Origin of the sequence: Leptolyngbya sp. GB1-A1 (assembly GCF_039962475.1) — a bacterium.
Lineage (GTDB): Bacteria > Cyanobacteriota > Cyanobacteriia > Elainellales > Elainellaceae > Leptolyngbya_A.
The window spans coordinates 1-23,531 of record NZ_JAMPLI010000037.1 but is presented as its reverse complement, the minus strand read 5'-3'; the positions used below and the strand labels follow the sequence as shown (position 1 = coordinate 23,531).

14 protein-coding genes and 2 pseudogenes are annotated in these 23,531 nt (G+C 48.6%); 2 read left to right on the top strand and 14 right to left on the bottom strand.

Annotated features, from left to right (window positions below; translation table 11 throughout):
• Window positions 1-961 precede the first annotated feature (961 nt).
• Entirely contained in the window at window positions 962-1,909 is a 948-nt protein-coding gene (locus NDI45_RS23430; RefSeq protein WP_348249106.1) for a transposase, read from the top strand.
• A gap of 148 nt (window positions 1,910-2,057) precedes the next feature.
• Here NDI45_RS23430 and NDI45_RS23425 read toward each other — a convergent pair whose 3' ends face one another.
• From NDI45_RS23425 to rd, 10 genes and pseudogenes are all read right to left on the bottom strand, one after another.
• The gene (locus NDI45_RS23425; protein WP_348249105.1) at window positions 2,058-3,275 is read right to left on the bottom strand and encodes an IS256 family transposase; all 1,218 of its coding nucleotides are present in this window, start codon (window positions 3,273-3,275) and stop codon (window positions 2,058-2,060) included.
• A 310-nt stretch (window positions 3,276-3,585) separates the two neighbouring features.
• Window positions 3,586-3,825: pseudogene (locus tag NDI45_RS23420) on the bottom strand (SDR family NAD(P)-dependent oxidoreductase); the annotation flags it as partial.
• Window positions 3,826-3,913: 88 nt separating this feature from the next.
• The gene (locus NDI45_RS23415) at window positions 3,914-4,882 is read right to left on the bottom strand and encodes a zinc-dependent alcohol dehydrogenase family protein (protein WP_348249118.1); all 969 of its coding nucleotides are present in this window, start codon (window positions 4,880-4,882) and stop codon (window positions 3,914-3,916) included.
• A 210-nt stretch (window positions 4,883-5,092) separates the two neighbouring features.
• On the bottom strand, window positions 5,093-5,956 hold the full coding sequence (locus tag NDI45_RS23410; protein WP_348249104.1) for an MBL fold metallo-hydrolase: 864 nt from the start codon (window positions 5,954-5,956) through the stop codon (window positions 5,093-5,095).
• A 140-nt stretch (window positions 5,957-6,096) separates the two neighbouring features.
• Window positions 6,097-6,957 (bottom strand): alpha/beta hydrolase, encoded by an 861-nt coding sequence (locus NDI45_RS23405; protein ID WP_348249103.1) that lies wholly within the window; start codon window positions 6,955-6,957, stop codon window positions 6,097-6,099.
• 434 nt (window positions 6,958-7,391) lie between these two features.
• A complete protein-coding gene (locus NDI45_RS23400) occupies window positions 7,392-7,850 on the bottom strand; it encodes a VOC family protein (RefSeq protein ID WP_348249102.1) in 459 nt (152 codons plus the stop codon).
• Between the two features lie 60 nt (window positions 7,851-7,910).
• The gene (locus NDI45_RS23395) at window positions 7,911-9,173 is read right to left on the bottom strand and encodes a condensation domain-containing protein (protein WP_348249101.1); all 1,263 of its coding nucleotides are present in this window, start codon (window positions 9,171-9,173) and stop codon (window positions 7,911-7,913) included.
• Between the two features lie 68 nt (window positions 9,174-9,241).
• Window positions 9,242-9,970, bottom strand: coding sequence for an alpha/beta hydrolase (locus tag NDI45_RS23390; RefSeq protein ID WP_348249100.1), 729 nt, complete (start codon window positions 9,968-9,970; stop codon window positions 9,242-9,244).
• Between the two features lie 46 nt (window positions 9,971-10,016).
• Window positions 10,017-10,745, bottom strand: a complete 729-nt coding sequence (locus NDI45_RS23385; protein WP_348249099.1) for an alpha/beta hydrolase — start codon at window positions 10,743-10,745, stop codon at window positions 10,017-10,019.
• A gap of 290 nt (window positions 10,746-11,035) precedes the next feature.
• The gene (gene rd, locus NDI45_RS23380; RefSeq protein WP_348249098.1) at window positions 11,036-11,209 is read right to left on the bottom strand and encodes a rubredoxin; all 174 of its coding nucleotides are present in this window, start codon (window positions 11,207-11,209) and stop codon (window positions 11,036-11,038) included.
• Between the two features lie 507 nt (window positions 11,210-11,716).
• Here rd and NDI45_RS23375 point away from each other — a divergent pair.
• Entirely contained in the window at window positions 11,717-15,454 is a 3,738-nt protein-coding gene (locus NDI45_RS23375) for an NB-ARC domain-containing protein (RefSeq protein WP_348249097.1), read from the top strand.
• Between the two features lie 758 nt (window positions 15,455-16,212).
• On the opposite strand, the gene NDI45_RS23370 is transcribed toward NDI45_RS23375, so the two are convergent.
• From NDI45_RS23370 to NDI45_RS23355, 4 genes and pseudogenes are all read right to left on the bottom strand, one after another.
• A complete protein-coding gene (locus NDI45_RS23370; RefSeq protein ID WP_348249117.1) occupies window positions 16,213-17,271 on the bottom strand; it encodes a diguanylate cyclase in 1,059 nt (352 codons plus the stop codon).
• The gene (locus NDI45_RS23365; protein ID WP_348249096.1) at window positions 17,264-22,564 is read right to left on the bottom strand and encodes a PAS domain S-box protein; all 5,301 of its coding nucleotides are present in this window, start codon (window positions 22,562-22,564) and stop codon (window positions 17,264-17,266) included. Before NDI45_RS23365 ends, NDI45_RS23370 begins: the two co-directional genes overlap by 8 nt.
• A 124-nt stretch (window positions 22,565-22,688) precedes the next feature.
• A pseudogene (locus NDI45_RS23360) lies at window positions 22,689-23,164 on the bottom strand (IS6 family transposase); the annotation flags it as partial.
• A 68-nt stretch (window positions 23,165-23,232) separates the two neighbouring features.
• Window positions 23,233-23,531: DDE-type integrase/transposase/recombinase (locus NDI45_RS23355; RefSeq protein ID WP_348249095.1), on the bottom strand; the 299-nt coding region annotated here is incomplete at its 5' end.

Here is a 23,531-nt window from a genome sequence, read left to right as displayed (position 1 = left end):
CTAACAAGCAACTATACTCATACCGCCGTAGCGATCGCCTACCACCATCCTTTGTTGTTATAGTTATGTTTCATTCTTCAACATTCGTTCAATTCACACCACTTAAGTTTGTTTAAGTTCACTTGAGTTCATTAAGTTGACCCTCAACTTAATGTAGCCTGGTCGCCTGAAATCTAAAAGGATAGAGAACTTCATACCTGATGTGGAATTTGAATTTGGTCTAGCTACCTCTTAATTAATAAAGTTTTATTACGGTAGTTTGGCTGGAACCTCTATGGTTTGTTCGGGTACCACGCTCGTTCTCAATGATTCTGATGTCATCGCAAAAGGCTAGACTCTATCGGGAAGTTGACCTGACGACGAAAGGATGGGATAGACATGAAGCTCACACCACCTACTAACGCTAGGTGGTGTCGGGTGCTAATCTATAGCTATCTGACTAGTCTATAGGTCACACGAACAAGCCCAGATGTGGATGAGCAGATGATTTGGCGCAATTAGCAAATGAATGGCGTAAATTTCTGATCTTCTGCTAAACAAGCGTTTTGAGCTTCAGAGGTAAGATATTGATGCTCCTTGGCTTGATTTGTCTCAATATCTGAAAGCCTCAAACGATACTGGCTTCAAAGGTTTATAAAGTGCGCAACTGATTTGCAAATTGCGCAAGTTTTCCGGTTGTGTCACAAAAGTTTATTAAGGACAAACGATCGGTATCGTTAGCATTCTCTTAAGCAGCAATTCCAAGGAGCGCTTCGATAAATTTCACTTGAGACACACTGTCCCCTGGTATGTTGAGACTGTGGTAGACCGATGTCCCCTAGGTTCGTCAAAGCCGTAATTCAAGCTTGGGTCGCCACACCTTCTCGAAACTAAGAACTCGCAAAATCGCCTGGGTCAGTGAATCCGCATGGAGCCAGAACGAGTGTAGTTTTCGAGCCATTCTAGAAGAGGCGATTGTCCAATGCAGCAACAACCACAATGGGTCGGTATCGATGTCAGCAAAGCAAATTTAGATGTTTACCTGCGACCGAGCGGCAAGCAGTTTCAGTTCAACAATCAAACCAGTGGCATTGTTGAATTAATCGAGCAACTCCAAGCCTTTGAGATTAAACAAGTGATCTTGGAAGCAAGTGGAGGGCTAGAACTTGAGGCGGCTCAAGCACTGCAAGAACAGGGATATGCCATTTCCATTATCAATCCTCGGCAAGGACGAGATTTTGCCAAAGCCAGTGGTAAATTGGCAAAAACAGACCGAATTGATGCGGCAGTGCTCGCTCATTTTGGGCAAGCGATGCAGCCTGCTGTTACTGTTTTACCCAATGCAAACGAACAAACACTGCAAGAGTTCGTGACGCGTCGCCGCCAGTTGGTAGACATGTTAGCGGCTGAGAAGAATCGTCAGAGTAGCTTGCGCGGTAAAATGCGGCAGGATGTTGAAGCTCATCTCGAATGGTTAGAGAAACGGATTGAACAACTCGATCGTGAGATTGAGGAACTGAGCCAAGAGCAAGAGCAATGGCGATGTCGCATCAAGGTACTCAAAAGTGTGCCAGGGATTGGAAAGGTGATTGCGACGACATTAGTTGCAGCATTACCAGAATTGGGACAGGTGAGTGATAAACGGATTAGTGCGCTAGTTGGGGTTGCGCCTTTCAATCGAGAGAGTGGCAAATACCGAGGTTCTCGCACGATTTGGGGAGGGCGATCGAGGGTGCGAAGTGTGTTGTACATGGGAGTTTTAGTTGCAGTGCGGCACAACCGTATATTGAAGAGTTTTTATGCTCGACTGTTGGCAGGGGGAAAGGCAAAGAAGGTAGCATTAATTGCGTGCATGCACAAGTTGCTGCGGATTCTCAATGCAATGGTTCGAGATGGTGAAACTTGGCGAGTGCCTGCATCAACAGATTAAGGCAGTCAATTGTTCATTTTGTTTCAACATTTGTATACAAGAAATAGTTATTGTATTCGTTCATTAGACTCTAACAATAGAGCAGAGTTTAATGTTTTTTGTGCTGAATTTATGAGTATGTCAACTGAATTGTGTCAAGGGTTAAAACTCAGCTTGGAAAGCGATCACCAAACTCAATAGCGAAGCGATTGAGGGCAGGTTTCCAATTTTGAATGGGCATCGTCCACTTTTTGGCAATATTCCCAATTGCGAGATAGATAACTTTGAGGGCAGATTCATCGGTTGGAGAAGCACGGTGGTTTTTAATCACCTTTCTGAGGGTCATATTCATCGATTCAATGGCATTCGTGGTGTAGATGGCTTTACGAATCTCAGGCGGGAAAGCAAAGAAGGGAACGATCCGCTGCCAATGATTGAGCCAGGACCTGCTAATGGTCGGATACTGCTTGTCCCACTTGTCGGCAAACTCGACCAAGCGCTGCTCTGCCTGAGTTTCTGTGCTTGCCGTGTAGATTAGCTTGAGGTCAGCCGCGACCGCTTTACGGTCTTTGTAGGACACGTAGTTAAGCGAATTTCGAACCATATGGACAATGCACAACTGCACACTCGTTTTAGGAAAGACCGCTTCAATGGCATCAGGAAAGCCGGTGAGTCCATCACAGCAGGCGATGAAGATGTCTTTAAGTCCTCTATTTTGAAGTTCTGTTAGCACCTGCAACCAAAATTTGGCGGACTCGTTCTGGGTCATCCACATGCCCAGGAGTTCTTTGGTGCCCGACAAGTTCACCCCAAGTGCCAAGTGGATTGCTTTGTTGATGACCCGTCCGTCTTGTCTGACTTTGACCACCAGGGCATCAAAATAGACAATGGGATAAACCGGGTCAAGGGCGCGGTTTTGCCAAATTTTACGCTCTGCTTCAACTGCCTCGGTGACGTTAGAGATCAGTCCTGCTGAAACCTCGACCCCATACAGCTCTTGCAGTTGAGCCTGGATATCACGGGTACTCATGCCCCTAGCGTAGAGTGACAAGATCTTGTCGTCAAAGCCGTCAAAGCGGCTCTGTCCCTTCTTGACGATCTGGGGTTCAAACTCACTGTTGCGGTCACGGGGAACACTGATTTGGGCTTCCCCAAACTCACCTTTAATGGTCTTCTTGCTGTGCCCATTGCGGCGGTTACGAGTTGGCTTGGCTTCGCTTTCAGGTTCCGCCTGTTGCTCCTCTAGATGCGTTTTCATTTCCGCATTCAAGCAGCGTTCCACTAAAGCAGCCGTCAGCTGTTTAAGAATCCCTCCGTCTCCCAGCAGGTCTTCAGGATTCTCATAGCCTTTGAGCAATTCATCAAGGAGTTCAGGTCGAAAAGTCATAGTTCAAGTGGCGTAGGTTCAGTAGTTCATTAGATCTCATTTCCTGACCTTTGACACACTTCAATTTACAATCCCACTCTACCTGCCGCCGTACTCGCCCCAGTTAAATCCAGCCGAGTATCTCAACTGTGATGTCAAGCAGGGAGTTCACGCGAAGCCCCCGACGCGAAACCAGGCGCAGTTGGAACAGTGGGTGTCATCTCATCTGCATAAGCTTCAGAAGTTGCCGGGGCGCATCGTGCGGTACTTTAAACATCCTGCCATTGCTTATGCTGCCTGACCTTATGCACTCTCTATACTTGCCAGGTTAATAGGTGGCGATCGTTTTCTGCACTAGGGCTTGCACGTCTGCTTCACTCGATACATCTGATTTCACAAACAAGCATTCTGCCCCAGTCTCGCGAACCAGAGCCGCAGTTTCTTCACCTTCTACATCGCGTATGTCCGAGAAGACTACTTTTGCTCCAGCAGCACCAAAAGCGATCGCGGTTGCTCGACCAATTCCCGATGCGCCTCCAGTCACTAAAGCCACTTTACCTTGCAGCATCATCCTGTTTCTCCTGTTTCAATCAAGATTGACCTTCAGCACAGAATCAAACTCCGATCCATTTAGCCATTACCAGTGCCGCAAAGCCGATCTAATCTTCTGTAAATTTCAGCACGACTTTGCCCCGTGTTCCTCCCTGCTCTAGACGCTGATGTGCCAGAACGACCTGATCCCAAGACCATACTGAATCAATCACTGGGCGAAGCTGATGACGCTCGATTAGTTTTGTCAAAGCCTCTAATTTTGCTCGGTACTGGGGTGAAAAAACAAAATGAATCGTCAGATTCTTACCCCATGCTTCAAGAAGCGATTGCGGTATTGCAATGTCTACAATGCTCACGAGTCTACCGAAGGGACGAATGATTTCTAGACTACGCTGAATTGTTTCTCCGCCGATCGTATCTAGAACTAAATCCACACCCAGTCCATTTGTTTCTTGACGAATGACTTCTACGTAATCTTCATTTTTGTAATCAATCACTCGATCTGCACCCAGTTCTGTCACAAAATCTCGGTTTCTAGAACTACACGTCGCAAAAACGTATGCCCCTATTGTTTTGGCGAGTTGAATTGCGATTGAACCCACTCCACCCGCACCCGCGTGGATGAGAACTGTTTCCCCAACTTGTAGATTGCCCCTAGTCACTAGACAATCCCAAGCAGTTCCGCCTGCAAGCGGAAAAGAAGCTGCTTCAATGTGCGATAGATTTACAGGCTTCAATGCAACAATCGCTGCATCAGCCACATGATACTGAGCGTAGCTACCGAATTCTCCAAAAATTTGCGGCGAGTAATACACATTGTCTCCCACCTTGAAATCAGTCACAGCTTCGCCAATTGCCTCAATCACCCCTGAAACATCGACTCCAAGGATGGCGGGTAATTGAACCAGTTCTTTGTAATCACCACGACGAGTTTGGTAATCGACCGGGTTAATCGAGGTTGCACAAACTCGGACTAACACCTGATTCGCCTTCATTGTTGGTATGGGAACAGTTTGAATTTCAAACTTCTCAGCATCACCAAACGCAGTTAATACGGCTGCTTTCATAGATTCCATCTGTGCCAACTCTCCTTGATTCAGAATAAACAGTGACGGGATTTCGATACCACTCAGCGGAGGTAACTCCCTAACTTCGCAATAGCCCGTTGCCGCTTGTGCAAAACTCACGGAACAATTTCTCTACTAACGCTTTAATATCTGCTTCACTACTGACCTCTGAAGGGGCGTATAAACATTCAGCGCCCATTTCACATTGCTATGAATCCTTTAGGGTTCACGCCAGCGGTAATCCACTGGCACCCAGGCATAACCTTGATCTGCTACCCGGAGGTGTCCAACGCCGGGAAAGGGCAAATGTGCGCCTGCTATCAAAATTCGGGATGCTTCCGCTCTCGCAAACTGTTCTTTGCGTTGTGCAGCAGCAGCATTGGCATCGACATCATAAGCAACTGTAATTTCTGGCTTGGGAAATTGCACCGAAGCAAAGTGAACAATATCGCCCCAAAACTCAATGCTCTCACCCTTGCTTGCCGCCACATAGCAGCTATGGCCAGGAGTGTGTCCGGGTGTGGGATGCGCGGTGATTCTCGGTAGCAGAGCTGTCTTGCCAGAAAACGATTTCACCTTGTCTGCATCTAAATAAGGTTTGACAGTTTTCGCGGCTTCGTCAAAGTATTTTTCAGCAACGTTGAATCGTGTGGCATTCGCTCGATCAAACCAGAAATCGACATCTGGCTTGCCGACATAGAGCGTGGCGGCAGGAAACACCCGTTTCCCTTGTTCGACCAGCCCCCCACTATGATCGGTATGAATATGAGTCAGAAGAATTGCATCAATTTCGTTAGGTGTGTAGCCTGCTGCTTTTAACGATGTTTGAAGCTTGCCGCCCAGTTTTGAACCAAAAAAGGTTCCGGCTCCCGTGTCCACGAGTACTTGTTGATCTCCCGTGTCGATCAGGAAAGCATTAATCGATGTTTCGACAGGATTAGTCAGAAAGTTTTTCTGAAGCAGGCGATCGGTTTCTGTTGGGTTCGTATTCGACAGCAGCGTATGTAAATCCTGGGGGAGTGTGCCGTCGCTCAGGGCTGTAATTTTGAAATCACCTAACTTGAATGGATAGACACCTGGCACTTGAGCAATCGCACTTTTGCTTGGTGCTATCGTTGGAAAGCTACAAGAGGTCACAATCGTTAGCACTGTGGTTGCAACCGCTATCATCAGTCTAGAAAACATATTAGAACCCTTTTAGCGATAAAGGACTCGATAGATAATCACCCCTGAAGAAAGTTCAACAACAAGGGATTGACCTGATCAGCATGAGTCCAATTGATGGCGTGCGGTCCGCCAGGGATGACAACCAGTTGACCGTTTTTAATCAGCTTCGGGAGTCTTGCTGCGGTGGACTCAAGTGGCAAAATGCGATCGGCATCGCCATGAATGATCAGAGTCGGCACATCAATGCGGGGCAGATCATCGCGGAAATCGGTGAGCCAGGATGGAACACAGTCCAAAGTCCCTTTCGCAGAAGCCCCTGCTGCCACATTCCAACTGGCTTGAATTGCCTCATTGCTGATGCGACCCCGCTTTGCGGGCAGCGCTTCGCGATCGCCCAGCAGCACATCCATATTGAAGAACTCTCTAAAGAATGCAGAAAAGTAGGCTGGACGGTCTTCAACAATCGCTTTCATAATGCCGTCGAAAACACTTTGATCAACACCCTCTGGATTGTCGTCCGTCTTTAACAGAAACGGTGGAACGGGAGCCATCAGCACGGCTTTCTGCACCCGCTGTGAGCCGTATTTGCCAAGATAGCGCGTGACTTCGCCTGTTCCCATCGAGAAGCCGACTAACACAGCGTCATGTAAGTCGAGTTTGGTCATTAGCGTGTTCAAATCGGCTGCAAAGGTGTCGTAGTCATAACCAAACGAGGGTTGGCTGGAAGCACCGAATCCTCGGCGATCGTAGGTAATCACCCGATACCCGGCATTGAGCAGCACTAAGACCTGCTTTTCCCAGGAATGTCCGTTGAGGGGAAATCCATGAATCAGAACGATCGGTTGACCTGTCCCCAGATCTTCGTAGTAAAGATCAATGTTTGCAGAGTTTTCTTGACCAACAGTAACGTAAGGCATTGCAATCTCCTATTAATGCTGAATTTGAATAGTTAGCTGGCTGTGGACACAGCACCCATTTAGATTTGTGCCATGCCGCCATCCACATTTTGAGACTCGTATCCGTGACGAAGGCGGCTTCAGGACGGGTGAGATAAGAGACCATGCCAGCCACCTCGCTGTCTATAGCGACTAAGGGCAGTCATCTTGGTCATCCTACGGCAACGTCTCCATCTGCGGGATACATATCGGTGTCGATCGCGACTTGGTCGCAACGTTTCGCACTGCCGATCAACTACTACGCTACCTACCCACCCTCTAACATCAATGTTTCACCTGTATTGATGGATGAACGACGATGATTTCTCGAACGATAGATGGAAAAATTTTCACCTGTCCGCCCTAATCAGTTTGTGATGCAGCGGCAACTGTTGGGATCTATTTCATTCATGAATTCATAATGGGGTGACAAACTCGATCAGATTGCCGTTATTGTCTTGAATCATACAGAGCCGAATACCCGGATCAGGGTAGCTTCCGAGTTCGAGAAATGTTTTCACACCACGTCGATTTAATTCAGCAAGAACTGCATCGACATCTCGAACTCGAAAACAAAAATGTCCGATACCTGTTGTCCTTAATCCCTCACCAAGATTAGTCGCGATCGGCATTCCTGATTGTGACTGAGTAGAGCCAATAATTTCGATGCGAAAGCCATATACACTGAGATAAGCCAATTTCAGATCTGGGAAAACGCCTACTGTCCATTCATGTTCGATCGTCGCATCTAGCTTTTCTTGATACCACTGAAGCGTTTCCTCATAGTTTGGTACATTCAAGCAAACATGATCGATTTGCATCGAACTCAGAGGATTTGAGCCTAGAGTTGAAGATGTTTGAGTTGAAATTGTCATTTGAATCTCCTGTAATTGTGAATGTTCTAGATACCTCAGAGTCTTACCCTGTGATGTGCATCAGGCAGCTTCAGAGGCAACTTCCTGTACTACTGCACACTCTAAATGCTTCACTCCTGACGATAGAAAAGCAGTTGCAGCTCGATCACTCTCAGCCCGATCCACATCCATCAGGGGTGTAGATGAAATTGTGAGGGCGAGGCGATCGCCCAAGGTCGCAACTTCAACGTTCCGCCCTGCCACACCTGAAGCGACAACAGGTGCATGGAGTGCTTTAATCCGAATATTGCTGTATTGTTGAGCCATATCGATGCGACCGAGATTTGTGACGTTCAGTTGACAGAAATATTGCGATTTCGCTGCTTCAACAAGGGCGGTGGCATCGGTGAGATTTGCCATTGTGGTTTGTCGAAGTTGGCGCTCCTCGACTATCTGCTGGGCAATGTCAATTTGTGAGAGTTGAGACTTGACCGATCGTGCCACGCCCCAAAACGCGGAATCCGCCTGAAGGGAATGAGTCGTCGTACAATTGCAAATATAAAGCCCAACTCCCTCTGGTATCGGCAAAGATAGCTGCGATCGCACGTTGACTGGGTGTAAACATCGCAACACATCGCTGGGTTTAACGTCTTGCTGAGTGAGTGCAAGCAAGAATGCTGCGCTGATTGCACCGTGTACGGTTGTGTGTTCAGATCGACTGCGTTGGATCAGTTGCTGGGTGAATTCGGGAGAGAGGAGAACGGTGTGAATGTGAGGTCGGGGACGACGAGACAGGGGTGGTGGATAGTCCGTGGGCTTAGCGGTCGCTTCTGGAGACGGTGCAATGCCAGGAAGCGCTGATTCGAGCGATAATGCCGCAGAAAGCTCCGATCGCTCAAATATTTTGCCTCCTAACCCTTGGAGAATATCTCGCATCAGATAAGCGCCAGATAGCCCATCTGCGATCGCATGATGGCAAACAATCATCAGTTCGGATTCAGCCTCCGATTGCAGCAGTATAACTCGCAGTAAAGGTGCAACCTGCCAATCCAATGAGCGAGCCAGTTCGACTTCGAGTTCTGCTTGCCAGTGCCGAGCGTCCGTTCTCGCGACCAGCCGCAGCGGAATCTCGTCGTCGGTTTCGACAAATTTAGGCTGTCCGATCGCGTCAGTGGCGATGCGGACTCGGAGCAGAGGATGGTGTTGCTGAACTTGCCTAAGCACCGTTGAAAGTTGCTCGGAACTAAACTGCCCCTGAAGTTTCGCAACGGTGGCAAAATCTAGCGGATAAAACTGGTTGTAGAGCCAACATAAATGTTCAAATGCGCCTAAATACCGTTCCATGAGGGACTCCTATTGCTATCCTCGGTTTGTTGGATCGAGAGACAGATGAGTGATAAGTAATGGTGTTGCTAGTCGCGCCCTGCCACAATCATCTTTTCTGCTAAACCGATCGGGTTAGAAAACATGACCTCGTGACTACCGGGCATTTGTACAAGCCGAAATAACCCCAAGCGGTTAGACATTCTCGGATGCCAACCCCACTGTTCGCCTTGAGGGAGGACATTATCTTCTGTACAGTAGAGGTAACTTTTAGGAATGGGCAGCGAGTAAAACTGCTTCAAGTCCAACTTGTCAATCCACGGTTGATACGGTTCAGGGGATAATCGTGCGTAACTCGATCGAGCTAGTTCGAGGTCAGCATCATTGAGAAGCACTTCTCGCCAAAGCTCAAACGGCATCATCAGCGTATGATCGTCCGATTCTCTAGCTAGGGAGTCAAATAACGCTTGATAGTGCGGCGGAATGTTATCTCTAAGGCTTTCTCCATCATTGAGGACAAAGGCATCGAAGAAGATGAGCCGTCGAATGCGCGAGGGAATCGCTTCAGCAACTTTCGCAATGATTGTTCCGGCAAAACTATGACCTAAGAGAACAATATCGGTTAAGTCTTTGTCCACAATGTAATCGACGATCGATTGCGTACATTGAGCATGGTTAACGTTTTTATCTACGTTTTTACCATGTCCGGCGATCGTGGGAGCAAATGCTTGATGCCCTTTCGCTTCTAGCTGTTTGATCACTTCGTTCCAAGCAGAACCCTCGTGCCATGCGCCGTGAACCAAGACAAAAGTTGACATAGGATTGCTCTTAAAGTGATTCAGCGTTCTAATGTTTACGCCTTATCTATGACGCGGTTGCAGCACGATCGATGAGATTGGCAACGGCATCTGAATGGGAAACCATCACGACATGGGACGCACCATTCACAACAACGGTCTCCTTTGAGTTAGCGCGGTTCGCCATGAAAGACAGTGCCGCTGGAGGAATGTTCAAGTCGCGATCGCCATAAATAAACCAGGACGGAGTAGATTTCCATGCGGGCGTACTGGAGGCTTCGTTCAGCGCGGCTTCCGTAATCGGGCGCTGGGTGCTAGCCATTAGTTGCGCGTCGTTAGCGGGCACATCCGCAGCAAACTGGGCGTGGAACTTGTCCTGCTGAATGTAGAGATCTTTACCACCATCGGGCAGTTCAACGGGTGGCGCGAGTGTTGGTCCGAGTGTGCTGCCCGGATAACGTCCTGAGAGTTCAATGGCAGTCTCGCCCGCCTCAGGAGCGAAGCCAGCAACGTAGACCAGTGCTTTCACGTTGCTGTTGTCGTTGACTGCATTGCTGATTACCGCACCTCCATAGGAGTGCCCAACCAGCACAATGGAACCCTCGATACCCTTGAGGACGCTGGCGACATAATCCGCATCGCTTTTGACTCCACGCAGGGGATTGGCAACAGCAACTGTTGGATAACCTTTCGTGATTAGCCTAGCTAATACACCATTCCAGCTAGAGGATTCGGCAAATGCACCGTGGACGAGGACGATCGTGGGCTTGTTGACTTGTGCACTTGCAGTACTCATGATGGCTCCTAGAGAAGTGATGGTAAGAGTTCCTAAAAAGAGAGTGACAATTAGAAGCAGGCGGATGCGATTCTTGAAGTTGAGTATGTTCATCGTGTGAGTTCCATTTGAATTTGGGTAGTGCTTTCCTTCTGTTTCAACGAGCATTGACTGAAAATGTAAAATGCTTCAATTACTGCATTAGAGGGCTTTGACTAAAGTGCTTCCTGGTTGTTGACTCTAGATAATCAGTGTCATCAGCAATCCATACTTCACGGTTTAGAACGCATTACCTTTTGGGATACAACCAGCTAAACTCCCCCTGGTAGTACTGGTTGAAATTTTGCTTTCTTCGCGCCACAGACTGGACATACCCAATCTTCTGACAGATCTTCAAAAGCTGTTCCCGGAGCAATTCCAGCCTTCGGGTCACCCTCTGCCGGCTCATAAATGTGACCACAGACCTTACAGCTGTACCGTTCCATCAATACCTCCTGGGTAGTATTAGAAAAGCTTGGAAGATCTGTCAGTTGTCAACTATGTCACTACACCAACTTGATAGCGAATCCGTTGCAGCAGAAACTTAGCCTGTCGACTATCTTTCGACCTGAGCTCAAGCCGAAGGTTCGGGGTCGTGAGACTGGATTACTGCTAGAAATCGGTGAATTATGAAAGTTATTAAGCGGTTAGCGATTAGGAGATAGTGGTTGCTAATTCCTTTGCCTTGCGTCTTTGAACCTGATGTCTCTACTGTAGGAGTGTTTTTTTGGTTTGTCGTTACAGGAAAATTAAGGACTTTAGTTCCCTAGAATTGAGTTATTACTAAGTCTAAATACTCAGTTCTACCTTAACTTTTGATCTGATTTTGCTGAGCCTGGAGAAGCTGTAGCCTTTACTGGAAGTCGATTGTAGACAATGTGATGCAGTGATCTAAAAGTTAAGGCCAGTCGCGGTAAAATCGGGCAATACTAACTGATTACGCTTGAGCAGTAATGGACGTTGAGCAGATACTACGGATTGCCAATTCAGCCATGTTTGCCCACAATGGCAGACGACTCAGCGAAGTAGAAGCCTCAATCCTGCTCGGCTCGATACAGCGACAGTCCTACGAGCAGATGGCCGCAACCTCTGGGTATGCTGTCAGCTATCTCAAGCATGATGTAGGTCCCAAGTTCTGGAAACTGTTAGGACAGGCTCTTGGAGAAACCGTCAGCAAGACCAACTTTCAAGCAGCTTTAGCAGCTTATTGGCACAGGTCATTGCTTATCGCCACACAAACCCAAGCATTTGCAGTGGATGGGTCAACCGATGCGATAGCGGATGCACTAGATGAGGTATCAGTGAGTCCCACCAACCTCCCCTCTGGTTTATCTGCGCCGGCATCGGTTGCCCCTCACGCAGATTGGGGAGAAGCGATGGATGTCACCCAGTTCTATGGGCGAACTGGGGAACTGCAAGCCCTGGAGCAATGGATTGTGACGGAGCGTTGTCGAGTCGTGGCACTGCTGGGAATTGGTGGCATTGGCAAAAGTGCCTTGGCCGCCAAACTGGGGCAGCAGATTCAAACTCAGTTTGAGGTGGTGGTGTGGCGATCGCTGCAAAATGCACCGCCGTTTGAAGCCTGGTTAGAGATGGTGCTGCCTATTCTACTGCGGGCGCAGGGAGAGGACATCGCTGTACCGAGCAGCCTGGATGGGAAACTATTGAAGCTAATACAGGGGTTGCGTCAAAAGCGCTGCTTACTGGTTCTGGACAATGCGGAGACGATTTTGAGTGCCGGACAAACCGGACAGTATCGAGCGGGCTACGAGGGATATGGTCAACTGTTCAAAGAGATTGGGGCGGTGTCCCATCAGAGTTGTTTGCTGCTTACCAGCCGCGAAAAGCCTAGAGAGGTTGTGCCACTGGAAGGTCAGGAACAATCAGTACGAACGCTGCTACTGCAGGGACTGCAACCCGAAGCCGGACGAGAACTCTTTCGCTCCAAAGGAATCTTTGCAGGTACAGCATCGGAATGGGAGAGATTAGTGACGCACTATCGCGGCAACCCCCTGGCGCTGAAGCTGGTGGCAGCCGCGACTCAAGAACTGTTTAATGGCAGAATTGTCGAGGTATTGAACTATGTGCAGCAGGGCTTAATCGTCTTCGATGACATTCGAGACTTGCTCCAGCGACAGTTTGACCGCCTGTCTGAGATTGAGCTGGAAATGATCGTTTGGTTAGCCATTAACCGAGAACCGATCTTGCTGGTTGAGTTGAGTCGGGATATTGTCACCACGGTTTCCAGGCGCAGGCTGCCGCATGCAATTCAGTCCTTATTGCGGCGATCGCTGATTGAGAAGGAGGGAGAGCGGTTCTTTCTCCAGCCAGTGGTACTGGAGTATGTGACTGACCAGTTCGTGCAGTATGTCTCTAGGGAAATTGCGACCCAAACACCAGAGCGACTCAAAACTCATGCCTTGATCAAAGCCCAGACAAAAGACTATGTCCGAGAGATGCAAAAGCGTTTGATCGTTGAGCCGATCTCTGAACAATTGCTGATTCAGTTTGGCAACCCCCAAGCCATTGAACACCACTTGAAAATCATGCTGGAGCAGCAACAGCAGCAAGCGCCACTTCAGCCAAACTATATTGCGGGTAACCTGCTCAACCTGCTGGTGCATCTGCAAAGCGATTTGCGCGGCTGCGACTTTTCGGAGCTAAGCGTATGGCAAGCCGACTTACGACAGATCAACCTGTCAGGGGTCAATTTTCGCAACGCTGATTTGGCAACATCTGTGTTTGCCGAGACCTTAAGTAGCGTTGTCTCAGTCTGCTTTAATCCAGATGGCAGCTTGCTGGCAACAGGCGATGTGGATGGTAAGATTTGCCTCTGGCGAGTGGTCGATGGTCAACAAGTTATGACATTGAAGGGACATACCGGTTGGATCTGGACAGTTGCCTTCAGTCCCGACGGCAAAACGCTAGCCAGTTGCAGTGATGACCCATTAATTCGGTTGTGGGATGTGCAGAACCTCGATTTTGAGCAGTCCAACACTGCAAACCTGGCTGAAGTGAGTGATTCCAGCCATCTCTCAGTCACCTGTCTCAACATACTGCGGGGTCATTCCGGTCGGGTTTGGACGATCGCATTCAGCCCCAATGGTCAAATGCTGGCGAGTGGCAGTGAAGATCAAACAATTCGGCTCTGGAATGCCCGCGACGGCACCTGCCTAACGGTTTTGCAGGGTCATACCGGTGGGGTCACTTCAGTCAACTTTAGTCCCAATGGACAGATTCTGGCCAGTGCCAGCGACAACTCCTCAATCCGATTGTGGAGTGTTGCTCACTGCACCACCCTCAAAACATTGTCAGGACATACCCGTTGGGTTTGGGCAGTTGCCTTCAGCCCGGACGGTCAAACCCTCGCCAGCGGTAGTGATGATCGCACGATTCGACTATGGGACATGCAGACCGGCATTTGCCGCAAAACACTGCAAGGGCATACTAGTTGGGTCACCTCACTCAGCTTCAGTCCCAATGGTCAAACCCTTGCCAGTGGTAGTGACGACGCCTCAGTACGGTTGTGGAGCGTGCAGGACGGAACGTGCTTTAAACGATTGCCAGGTCACAGCAGTTGTGTTTGGTCTGTCGCGTTCAGTCCCGATGGTCAAATCTTAGCAAGCAATAGCGAGAATGCCTCATTTCGACTGTGGGATGTCCAAGATGGCACCTGCCTCAAGACGCTTCAGGGGCAAACCAGTGGGGTCACTTCAGTCAGCTTTAGTCCGGATGGCTCCACTTTAGCCAGTGGTAGTTATGATGCCCTCGTGCGGCTATGGGATTGGCAGCAAGAAACTTGCAAAGCTTTGCCAGGACATACCAATTGGAGCTGGGCAGTGGCATTTCACCCCAATAGTCAAATGGTTGCAAGTGGCAGCATTGATCAAACCGTGCGGCTATGGGATGTGCGAGATGGCTCCTGCCTCAGAACCCTACACGGACATATGGGTTGGGTTTGCTCAGTCAGTTTCAGCCCCAATGGACAAATGTTAGCGAGTGGCAGCCATGACAATTCAGTGCGACTATGGGATGTGCGAGATGGCTCCTGCCTCAGAACCCTACACGGACATACGGGTTGGGTTTGGGCAGTCGCCTTCAGCCTAGATGGTCACATCCTTGCAAGTGGCAGCAACGATCAAACCGTGCGGCTATGGGATGTGCGAGATGGCTCCTGCCTCAAAACCCTACACGGACATACGGGTTGGGTTATATGTGTTGCCTTCAGCCCAGATGGTCAGACTCTAGCAACTGGCAGCTCAGACTTATCAGTTCGACTTTGGAATGTGCAAGACGGAGCGTGCTTGGCAACGTTACACGACCATACTAGTGAAGTTGGCTCAGTGGCCTTCAGCCCTAATGGTCGTCTCCTAGCCAGTGGCAGTGAAGACCAAACTATCCGGCTGTGGAATGTCCAAGATGGCACCTGTCAGAAAGTCCTGCAGGGGCACACCAGTCGGGTCAGAGTTCAGTTTAGTCCGGTGGACGTTAGCCTGCCATCCGGTACAGGTCCGATTTTGGTCAGTGGGAGTCAGGATGAAACCATTAAGCTGTGGAATCCTACAACAGGTGAGTGCCTCAAAACCCTGAGAGCCGATCGCCTGTACGAAGGTATGAACATCCGGGGCGCTCAAGGATTAACAGCCGCGCAGCAAGCTACGCTGAAAGCATTAGGGGCAGTCGAAATCTAAAAATCAGACATGGCCTGTGGAGTGTCTCACAAAATTCTTGGGAAGCAACACACTTGATTTACTAACTTGAGTGTACTGAGTTCTAATTCATGGTTTCTTTCAAATTCTCTGCTACGACCCTTCCAGTAATAAGCCGCCGACTGTGGCACATCCCCTCCTGCCAGCAGCCATCACCTCCACGCCCTTCATCATGAAGTTTGCGAGCCTCAGCAGCCGTCAACAAACTGCACGCCCAGCACGTTTCATTGAGCGATCGCCCCACACGCCCCTGCTCCAGAACGCACCCCTATTATGCCTACAACCCTTGTACTTCCAGAAATTAGCAATCATAATCTGAGAATAGTCAGATAGAGATAAGTGCAATTTATCTCTATCTAAAATCAACACAACTTCTCCTTCGACTATGCCTAAAACTTCCCCACGCGGCACAAAAGGTTTGAATAAACCGGAACAACCGGTGTGCTTCCTGAATCGGGAATACGGTGGGGAAAATTCAAGCTGAAATTGATGGGTCATTGTCACAAACTGTTCAGCTTGCTCCCTATGGAAACTTATTCATCGCCACATGCTATGCCCCGCCTCTTCACGTACACTATCCCGATAGATGACGGTGCTGCCCAGGGAATGGCAGAAGCTCAAAAGATGTTGGGGAGGCTCTCTTTGGGCCAGGAGTTGTGTGAGACGACAAGTCTCATGCACGGTTTCGCAGACCAGCGGAGTGGGTAACTGCTCTACTGAGTTCAACTCCGCTGATAATATCAAGCCAATAGTGGAGCTGCTATCCAAGTATCGCGTCCTTGCTGTTTCGCGTGATACAGTGCGGCATCTACTGCAGCAAGCAGTTCTTGGCAGGAAGAACTGGATGTAGGAAACAGGGAAGCAATTCCTAAGCTCAGGGTGATGTGAGCGGCAATGGCAGAACCTGCATGCGGAATTTGTAAGGCTTCCAGAGCTGCTCGAATTGCCTCAACAATCGAAACTGTCCCAGCTAGATCGGTGTTGGGTAAGATGATGGCAAACTCTTCTCCTCCGTAGCGAGCAACCATATCGGCAGGACGATTCACACATCCAGCAATTACCTGTGCTACCCGCTGTAAACAAACATCGCCTGCTGGGTGCCCGTAGCAATCGTTATATTGCTTGAAGTAGTCAATGTCACAGAGAATTAACGATAGGGGCTGCTGTTCGCGTTTGAGTCGTTGCCATTCTTGCGCAAGCACTGCATCAAAACACCGACGGTTGGCAACCTGAGTGAGGCTATCAGTGTTTGCAAGATGTTGTAACTGTAAATTTGCCTGTTGAAGCTTTGCTTCTACCTGCTCGCGTTGCTTGATCTCCTGACGCAATTGACAATTTTGTAGGGCAAGCTGTTGCTGCTGTTGCAGGAGTTGCTGTTGTTGTTGCAAGATTGTAATCTGATGGCGAACCCGCGCTAACACTTCTTCAGCTTGAAAGGGTTTGGTGACATAGTCTGCCCCTCCTACTGCAAAAGCTTGGATCTTGTTGTCTGTCTCATGTGAGGCACTCAAGAAAATAACTGGAACGTCACAGGTGCTTGGGTTTGCTTTGAGCCGTTCACAGACCTCATAGCCATCCATTTCAGGCATCCGCACATCCAACAGTATCAGGTCAGGCTTAGCAATCCGGATTGTTTCGAGTGCCATCTCGCCGCTCGTCGCTTTCCTGACTAAATACCCCGAATCACTCAATAGCAAAGCTAGCGAGCGGACATTATCGAGGTGGTCGTCTACAATTAGAAGGGTGGCATAGCAGCTGATGTCTGAGATAATACTCTTCCGTATCGGCTTTTCAAGCATTATCATTAGTAGCCCCTGATGTAGTTAAAGCAATAAGTTGTTTAAAGCTGTAGTTTTGCACCAGTTGCCGTAATCCCTTGATTAAAAAGGTTCGTTCAGCTGGAATTTGCTCAATCAAGTCTTCCACACTACTATCGTTGCAAAGCTGGGCAGCTTGACGAAGAGCAGCAATCCAATGAGATGGCATACCTGATAGATCAGAAGGCTGTAGCACCATTACAGCATGATCTAACGATTGGTCGGATGCATTGGTTTGCTCTGCTATGCAAAGGTACTTCAATCCCAAGTGTTCTGCCATCTTGCCAAACAGCACCTCCTCCTGAAATGGCTTACTCAAATAATCGTTACAGCCTGAGGCCAAGGCTAGTGTGCGATCGCTTCTAGAAGCCTGAGCTGTCAGGGCAATAATGATAGGAAATTGTCCATCAGAAGTAGCGCGAATTTGCTGAGTTGCCTCATAACCGTTTAGTAGCGGCATTCGTATATCCATGTAAATGAGATGCGGTTGCCAGTGTTGCCACTGGCTGACGGCCTCCTGCCCATTTGCGGCTTCTCGGACTTCTAACCCAATTTGAGTTAATAATTTTACCAAGAACTTGCGGTTCTCCGGTTGGTCATCCACGACCAGAATGCGGTAAGTCGGTTGGTTAGGGGCTAACCCGATCACCTGGCAGTTTGAGGCAGTCATCGAGGCATCAGCCGATTGCACTAAGTGAATTGGAAGCGTGAAGGCAAAGGTGCTGCCCTGACCCAGTGTGCTTTGAACGGTAATATCTCCGCCCATAAGTTGCACAAATTGACGGCTGATGGTTAATCCTAAGCCAGTGCCGCCGGGTGAATTTTTGCCAGCTTGAGTTTGCACAAAGGCGCTGAAAATCGTTTCTAGCTCAGCCGGATCGATGCCCATTCCAGTATCGCTCACCTCAAAGTGGATGAAGGACTGAGTTAGAGCTGAGGATCGACCGCCAACAGACTCTACTGTTCGTACTTGTAAGGCTACTTCCCCTTGCTCAGTGAACTTGATCGCATTACCCAGTAGATTAATCAGAACCTGCCGCAGCTTGTTAACATCGATCGTTACATATTGGGGTAGAGTTGAGGCGAGTTCTAGACGGAGCTGTAAGCCTTTGGCTTCTGCGCGCTGGCAAAACATCTGCTCTAGCGATCGCAACAAATCAATTAAATCCACGCTGCTTTGCTCTAGGGTGATATGTCCGGCTTCAATTTTGGACAAATCTAAAACATCGTTAATCAAACGCAACAGATGATCGCCACTCCGACGAATAATTTGCAGATTCTCTCGTTGCTCTGAATTCAGGGCTGGATCTCGATACATGACTTGAGCAAAGCCCAAAATCACATTGAGCGGGGTTCGCAATTCATGACTCATGTTTGCCAAGAAGCTGCTCTTAGCTCGGTTGGCAGCTTCTGCGGCTTCTTTTGCCTGCTGCAAAGCCTGTTCTGCCTGTTTCAGGGCTGTAATATTGGTAGTGGCTCCAATAATTCCTGTGACTTCCCCATCTATGCTAATTAAAGGACTAATCACAGTTTGATACCAGCGAGTTTCACCCGTACTACTTATAATGGCTTGTGAAAGATCAACATGAGGTTGTCGGGTTTGCATCACCTGTCGGTTAATAGACAGGAATTCTTCGAGCTGTTCTGCTGAAAAGTTAGGATTAAAATCGGTTTCTCGTCTGCCAATCATGGCTTCAGGAGTTGTTCCATGTATGGTTGCACTGGCGTGATTCACAACGAGGAGCCGTCCTTCTCGGTCTTTCACAAAAATGTTATTGGGAACAACATCAATAATCTGCCGCAGGAAGGCTTGTTGGGTTTTCAGTTCTGCTTCGGCTCGTTCTCGTTCCCGCAGAGCAGCCTGGCGATCGCTAATATCGCTAAAGGTACAAATCACTTGCCGAACATTACCCTTTTCATCGAGCTGGGGTTCTGCATCAACCAATAGCCAGACGCGATCGTTTTGCTGAGGACGATTAACACCCATAATCACATTGTGAACAGAGCGACCTGTGATGATCGCCTGTACGGAAGGGTGGGTTCGCCCAGGAAACGGAGAGCCATCTTCGTGGATAACATTCCAGTCTGGATCAAACGAGGTTTTACCCACCAGTTGTGCCTCTGTAAGACCCAGCAAATTTAATGCTTTGGAATTGCATAGCAGGATTTCAGCCTGATTGCCCTGCACCACAATCCCTACCTGTAAGTCTTCGATTAGCGTCCGAAAACGGGTTTCACTGTTTCGTAAGGCTTGCTCCATCTGCTTGCGATCGGTGATGTCGCGCACCATTAACAACACTTCATCTTCTTGAAGCGGCACAATGCGGGCTTCTTCAAAGTAACGTTGACCATCTATCGTTAATTGATATTCATGATGCTGCACTTCGCCCGTTTGCAAGGCTTGTTCTGCACAACGCAATCGCTCATGAGCAACCTGCGACGGTAGAACATCTAAAACATTGGTCCGTGTAAACACATCTTTGTTAGCTACCAAGTGCACACATCCCGAATTGATCAGCTCTAACTGTACGCCATCCCTTCTCATACGAATGAGTAGGTCGGGAATTGCCTGAAGCATAGCGCGTTTGGTATTTTCACTCTGGCGCAATTTCTCTTCGGTTTCTTTGCGACCGCTGATATCAGTGTGAGTTCCTATGACTCGCAACGGCTTTCCAGCTTTATCTCGGCTCATCACCATGCCGCGATCGAGAATCCACTTGTAAGAACCGTCTTTGCACAGAACTCGATGCTCACTGATATATTGCGGTGCTTCCCCCGAAAAATGCTGTTCAATGGCGACATACACCATTGCCTTATCATCGGGGTGAACTCGCTTGTCCCACTCACTGAGATTCTTTCCAATCTCGTCCTCCGCAAACCCAAGCATCGTTTTCCACTGCCGTGAGAAGAAAACTTCATTGGTTTGGGCGTTCCAGTCCCAAAGTCCATCCCCGTTGCCTTCTACTGCATATCTCCAGCGTTCTTCACTCTCTCGAAGCACCGCTTCGGCTTGCAAGCGCTCGCTAATATCATGCATGGAGGCAAAGTTATAGTCTTCGCCATCAAACTCCACATGATTTAGCGAGACTTCAACAGGCAGCAGTCTGCCGTCCTTAGCGCGTAGTTGGGTTACAAAGTTGAGGTGCTTTTGTTGCTTCAGCGCCTGCCAGTGCTCTGACCAAATCTCGACCGGAAAGTTAGGATCCAAGTCATACACATGCATCGATTGCAATTCTTCGCGAGAGTAGCCCAACGTTTGACAGGCGGCGGCGTTGACTCGCATAATACTTGCGTCTTGCCTGATCCAGGTAGCTGAGACAGAGGAAGACTCAAAGGAGAAGTCAGTTAACTGCAATGCGGCTTCGGCTTGTTTGCGATCGGTAATATCTTTGTGCGTACCAATCATCCGTAATGGCCGTCCTTGCTGATCCCGGGTGACAACTTTGCCGTAGTCTGCAATCCATCTCCACTCGCCTGATTGAGTCTGCATTCGATATTCACAGGCAAACTGTACAGATTTATTCTGTAAATGGGCGTTGAGATCATTGAATACTCGATCGCGATCGTCTGGGTGGATCGACGCTTCCCACGATCTAACAGTCTCCGGTAGTTCCTCATTCTCATAGCCCAAAATTTCTAGATAGCGGCAGCTTCTATATACTGCTCCCGTGTCTATCTGCCAATCCCATAGCCCTTCACCAGAGGCTTCTAAGGCAAGCTGTAGTCGCTCCTGGCTCAGTCGTAATTCTGCTTCTGCCTGTTTACGCTCAGTGATATCTCTGGCAGCTGCGTAAATGTATTTCCCTTTGGGAATCGATCGCCACTCTAGCCAGCGGTAGGACCCGTCTTGGTGACGATAGCGATTTACAAAGCTTAAAACTAGCTGCTTAGCTGCCTCAGCACAGGTAGCAAGCGTTGCCTGCAGATCATCTGGATGAACCAAGTCGAGAAAATATTTACCCTCTAATTCTTGCAGTTTGTAGCCCAGCGTTTGCTCCCACTCTGGGTTAAGCCGGAGAAAACGCCCCTCTGTGTTGGCAATACACAACAGATCGAGTGTGCTGGAGAAAAACCCTTCTAGTTCTTCGGTCTTCTGCTGTAAAGCAGCTTCAGTTTGTTTCAGCGTAGTGATGTCATTCGCAACACCCAATACATATCGTGTCTGCCCATCCGATAGTATTAACGGCTTCTTGGTGGTTTGAAGACAACGAGTTGTGCCTTCTGCAGTCGTGCAGTTTTCTTCTGAATTTAGTAAAGGCTGTAGCGTTTGCATCACCTGGCGATCGGCTCGGACATACGCTTCAGCTTCAGATAGGTTAAAGCTAAAATCAGCATCGGTTTTGCCAATCAAATCTTCAACTGTAGTGCTATAAATTTCGGCTACCGCTTGATTGGCTAAGATAAATTTGCCATCCCAATCTTTAACAAAAATCAGATTTGGGTTAATGTCAATTACCTGCCGCAGAAATTGCTGCTGTTCTTGAAGCTTTACCTCGGCTTGCTTGCGGTCGGTGATGTCGCGCAGAAATGCGGTAAAAATCTTTTCGCCTGCCACTTCTAGCTTTGAAATTGAAGCCTCGGCTGGAAATTCAGTACCATCCTTGCGACGACCAAAGATTTCACTGCGCTCTCCCATCCGCCGGGTATTTCCGTTTCGTTCCTTAAAGTTGCTGATGTGCTGATGATGTGGAGCTACAGATCTCTGGGGAAGCAGCAGATCGAGCGGTTGCCCCAAAGCTTCATCTGCCGTATAGCCAAACACTTTTTCGGCTGCCTGATTAAACAGGGTAATGCGTTGATGGGCATCGATCGAAATAATGGCATCACTGGCAATATCTAAAATGCCTGAAAACCGCGCTTGGGAAAGCTGCAATTCTATATTTAATCGCTGCAACTCAGCAGGGTTAGGGAGGGCAAGCAGCTTAGGAACCAGGGGGATCAGTTCGATCGCCGTGAACACCGAAATCAACGCTGTAATCGCCTTCATACCGCTAAAAAGCCAGTAGGTCGGATACCAGAGTGTCCCGATTTCTAGCAGGTAAGTAGTTCCGCAGGAGATGATGAACGCTCCAAACAGCAAAAATATCCATTTGAATGGCAAATCTTGACGCTGGCGAACGAAACAGAAGAGGGCGATCGGGATTGAATAGTAGGCAAGGACAATCAGGGCATCAGCCGTAATATGTAACTCTACCAGCCCTGTTTTCCAGAGGTAGCAGTGCCCATTCGGCACGAACGCGCTAAGGCTAAAAAGGGCTTGGAGAGTATCTAACATGGGTCAGCGATCCCAAGGACATGGTTTGATCAAGCAAGACTTAAAGTCTCGATAGCTAAGTATACCCAGGCTGGTTCTGTCGCAAGAATTTTAATGACGAATGATACAAATCATTCGTTCTGTTCTATGCAGCAATTCCAAAGATCGATTCAATAAATAATCTGGCTTGATGGACACTGCTCCCTTGTTCAACTCCTTTCACTTGTCCTTTACGGATCATATTCATTGCCTCAATCCCTTTCAGGGTTCTTCTCGCACTATCGAACGACTTGAATCCCATCATCAGTCTAGTGATTCGCTTGATATTTCTGTGGTCTTGTTTAACCACGTTATTCAAGTATTTTACCTGCCGCAATTTCGTTGTTTCAGTCAGTGTTTCTTCTTCCTTTAACGTTTCCATTGCCACTGGGTAAGCAGTGTTCTTGTCCACGTTAATCACTCGTGGAGTTTGAGCATGCTGGTTCTTAAGAACCTTACGAAAGAATCGTGCCGCTGCCTTGCTATTTCGCTTAGCGCTCAGCATGAAGTCCAGCGTATTCCCTGGGAATCCACGGCGCGATACAGATATTTCCACACCCCCCTGACTTTGATATAAGTTTCTACTGTCAACTTAACCAGAAAGATTTAAGAATCAGCACGGTAGTCTCTGGTGAGGTGGAATCACAGGACTATGCGGCAGATCTCAACCCAACAATCTCTTGCCAATCTTCAATGCGTTGACGCATTTGTTCGCGGTAGCAGTTGGCAGTCAGTTGGTGTTGTTTCGGGTGGAAGTGGTCTCGAATCGGTCCAAACGCAGAGAGAAATCGTTGTGCTTGCCCCGGTGACTTAAACTTTCGCATCCGGCGCTCTCGGGTGCGTGTCGGTTGATGCGAGTTCTCCGCTCGATTATTTAATCCCTTGTGCTGTCGGTGCTCTACGCTCTTGAGCATCTGGTTCTTGGCAGCTTGGTAACTCTTCAGTTTGT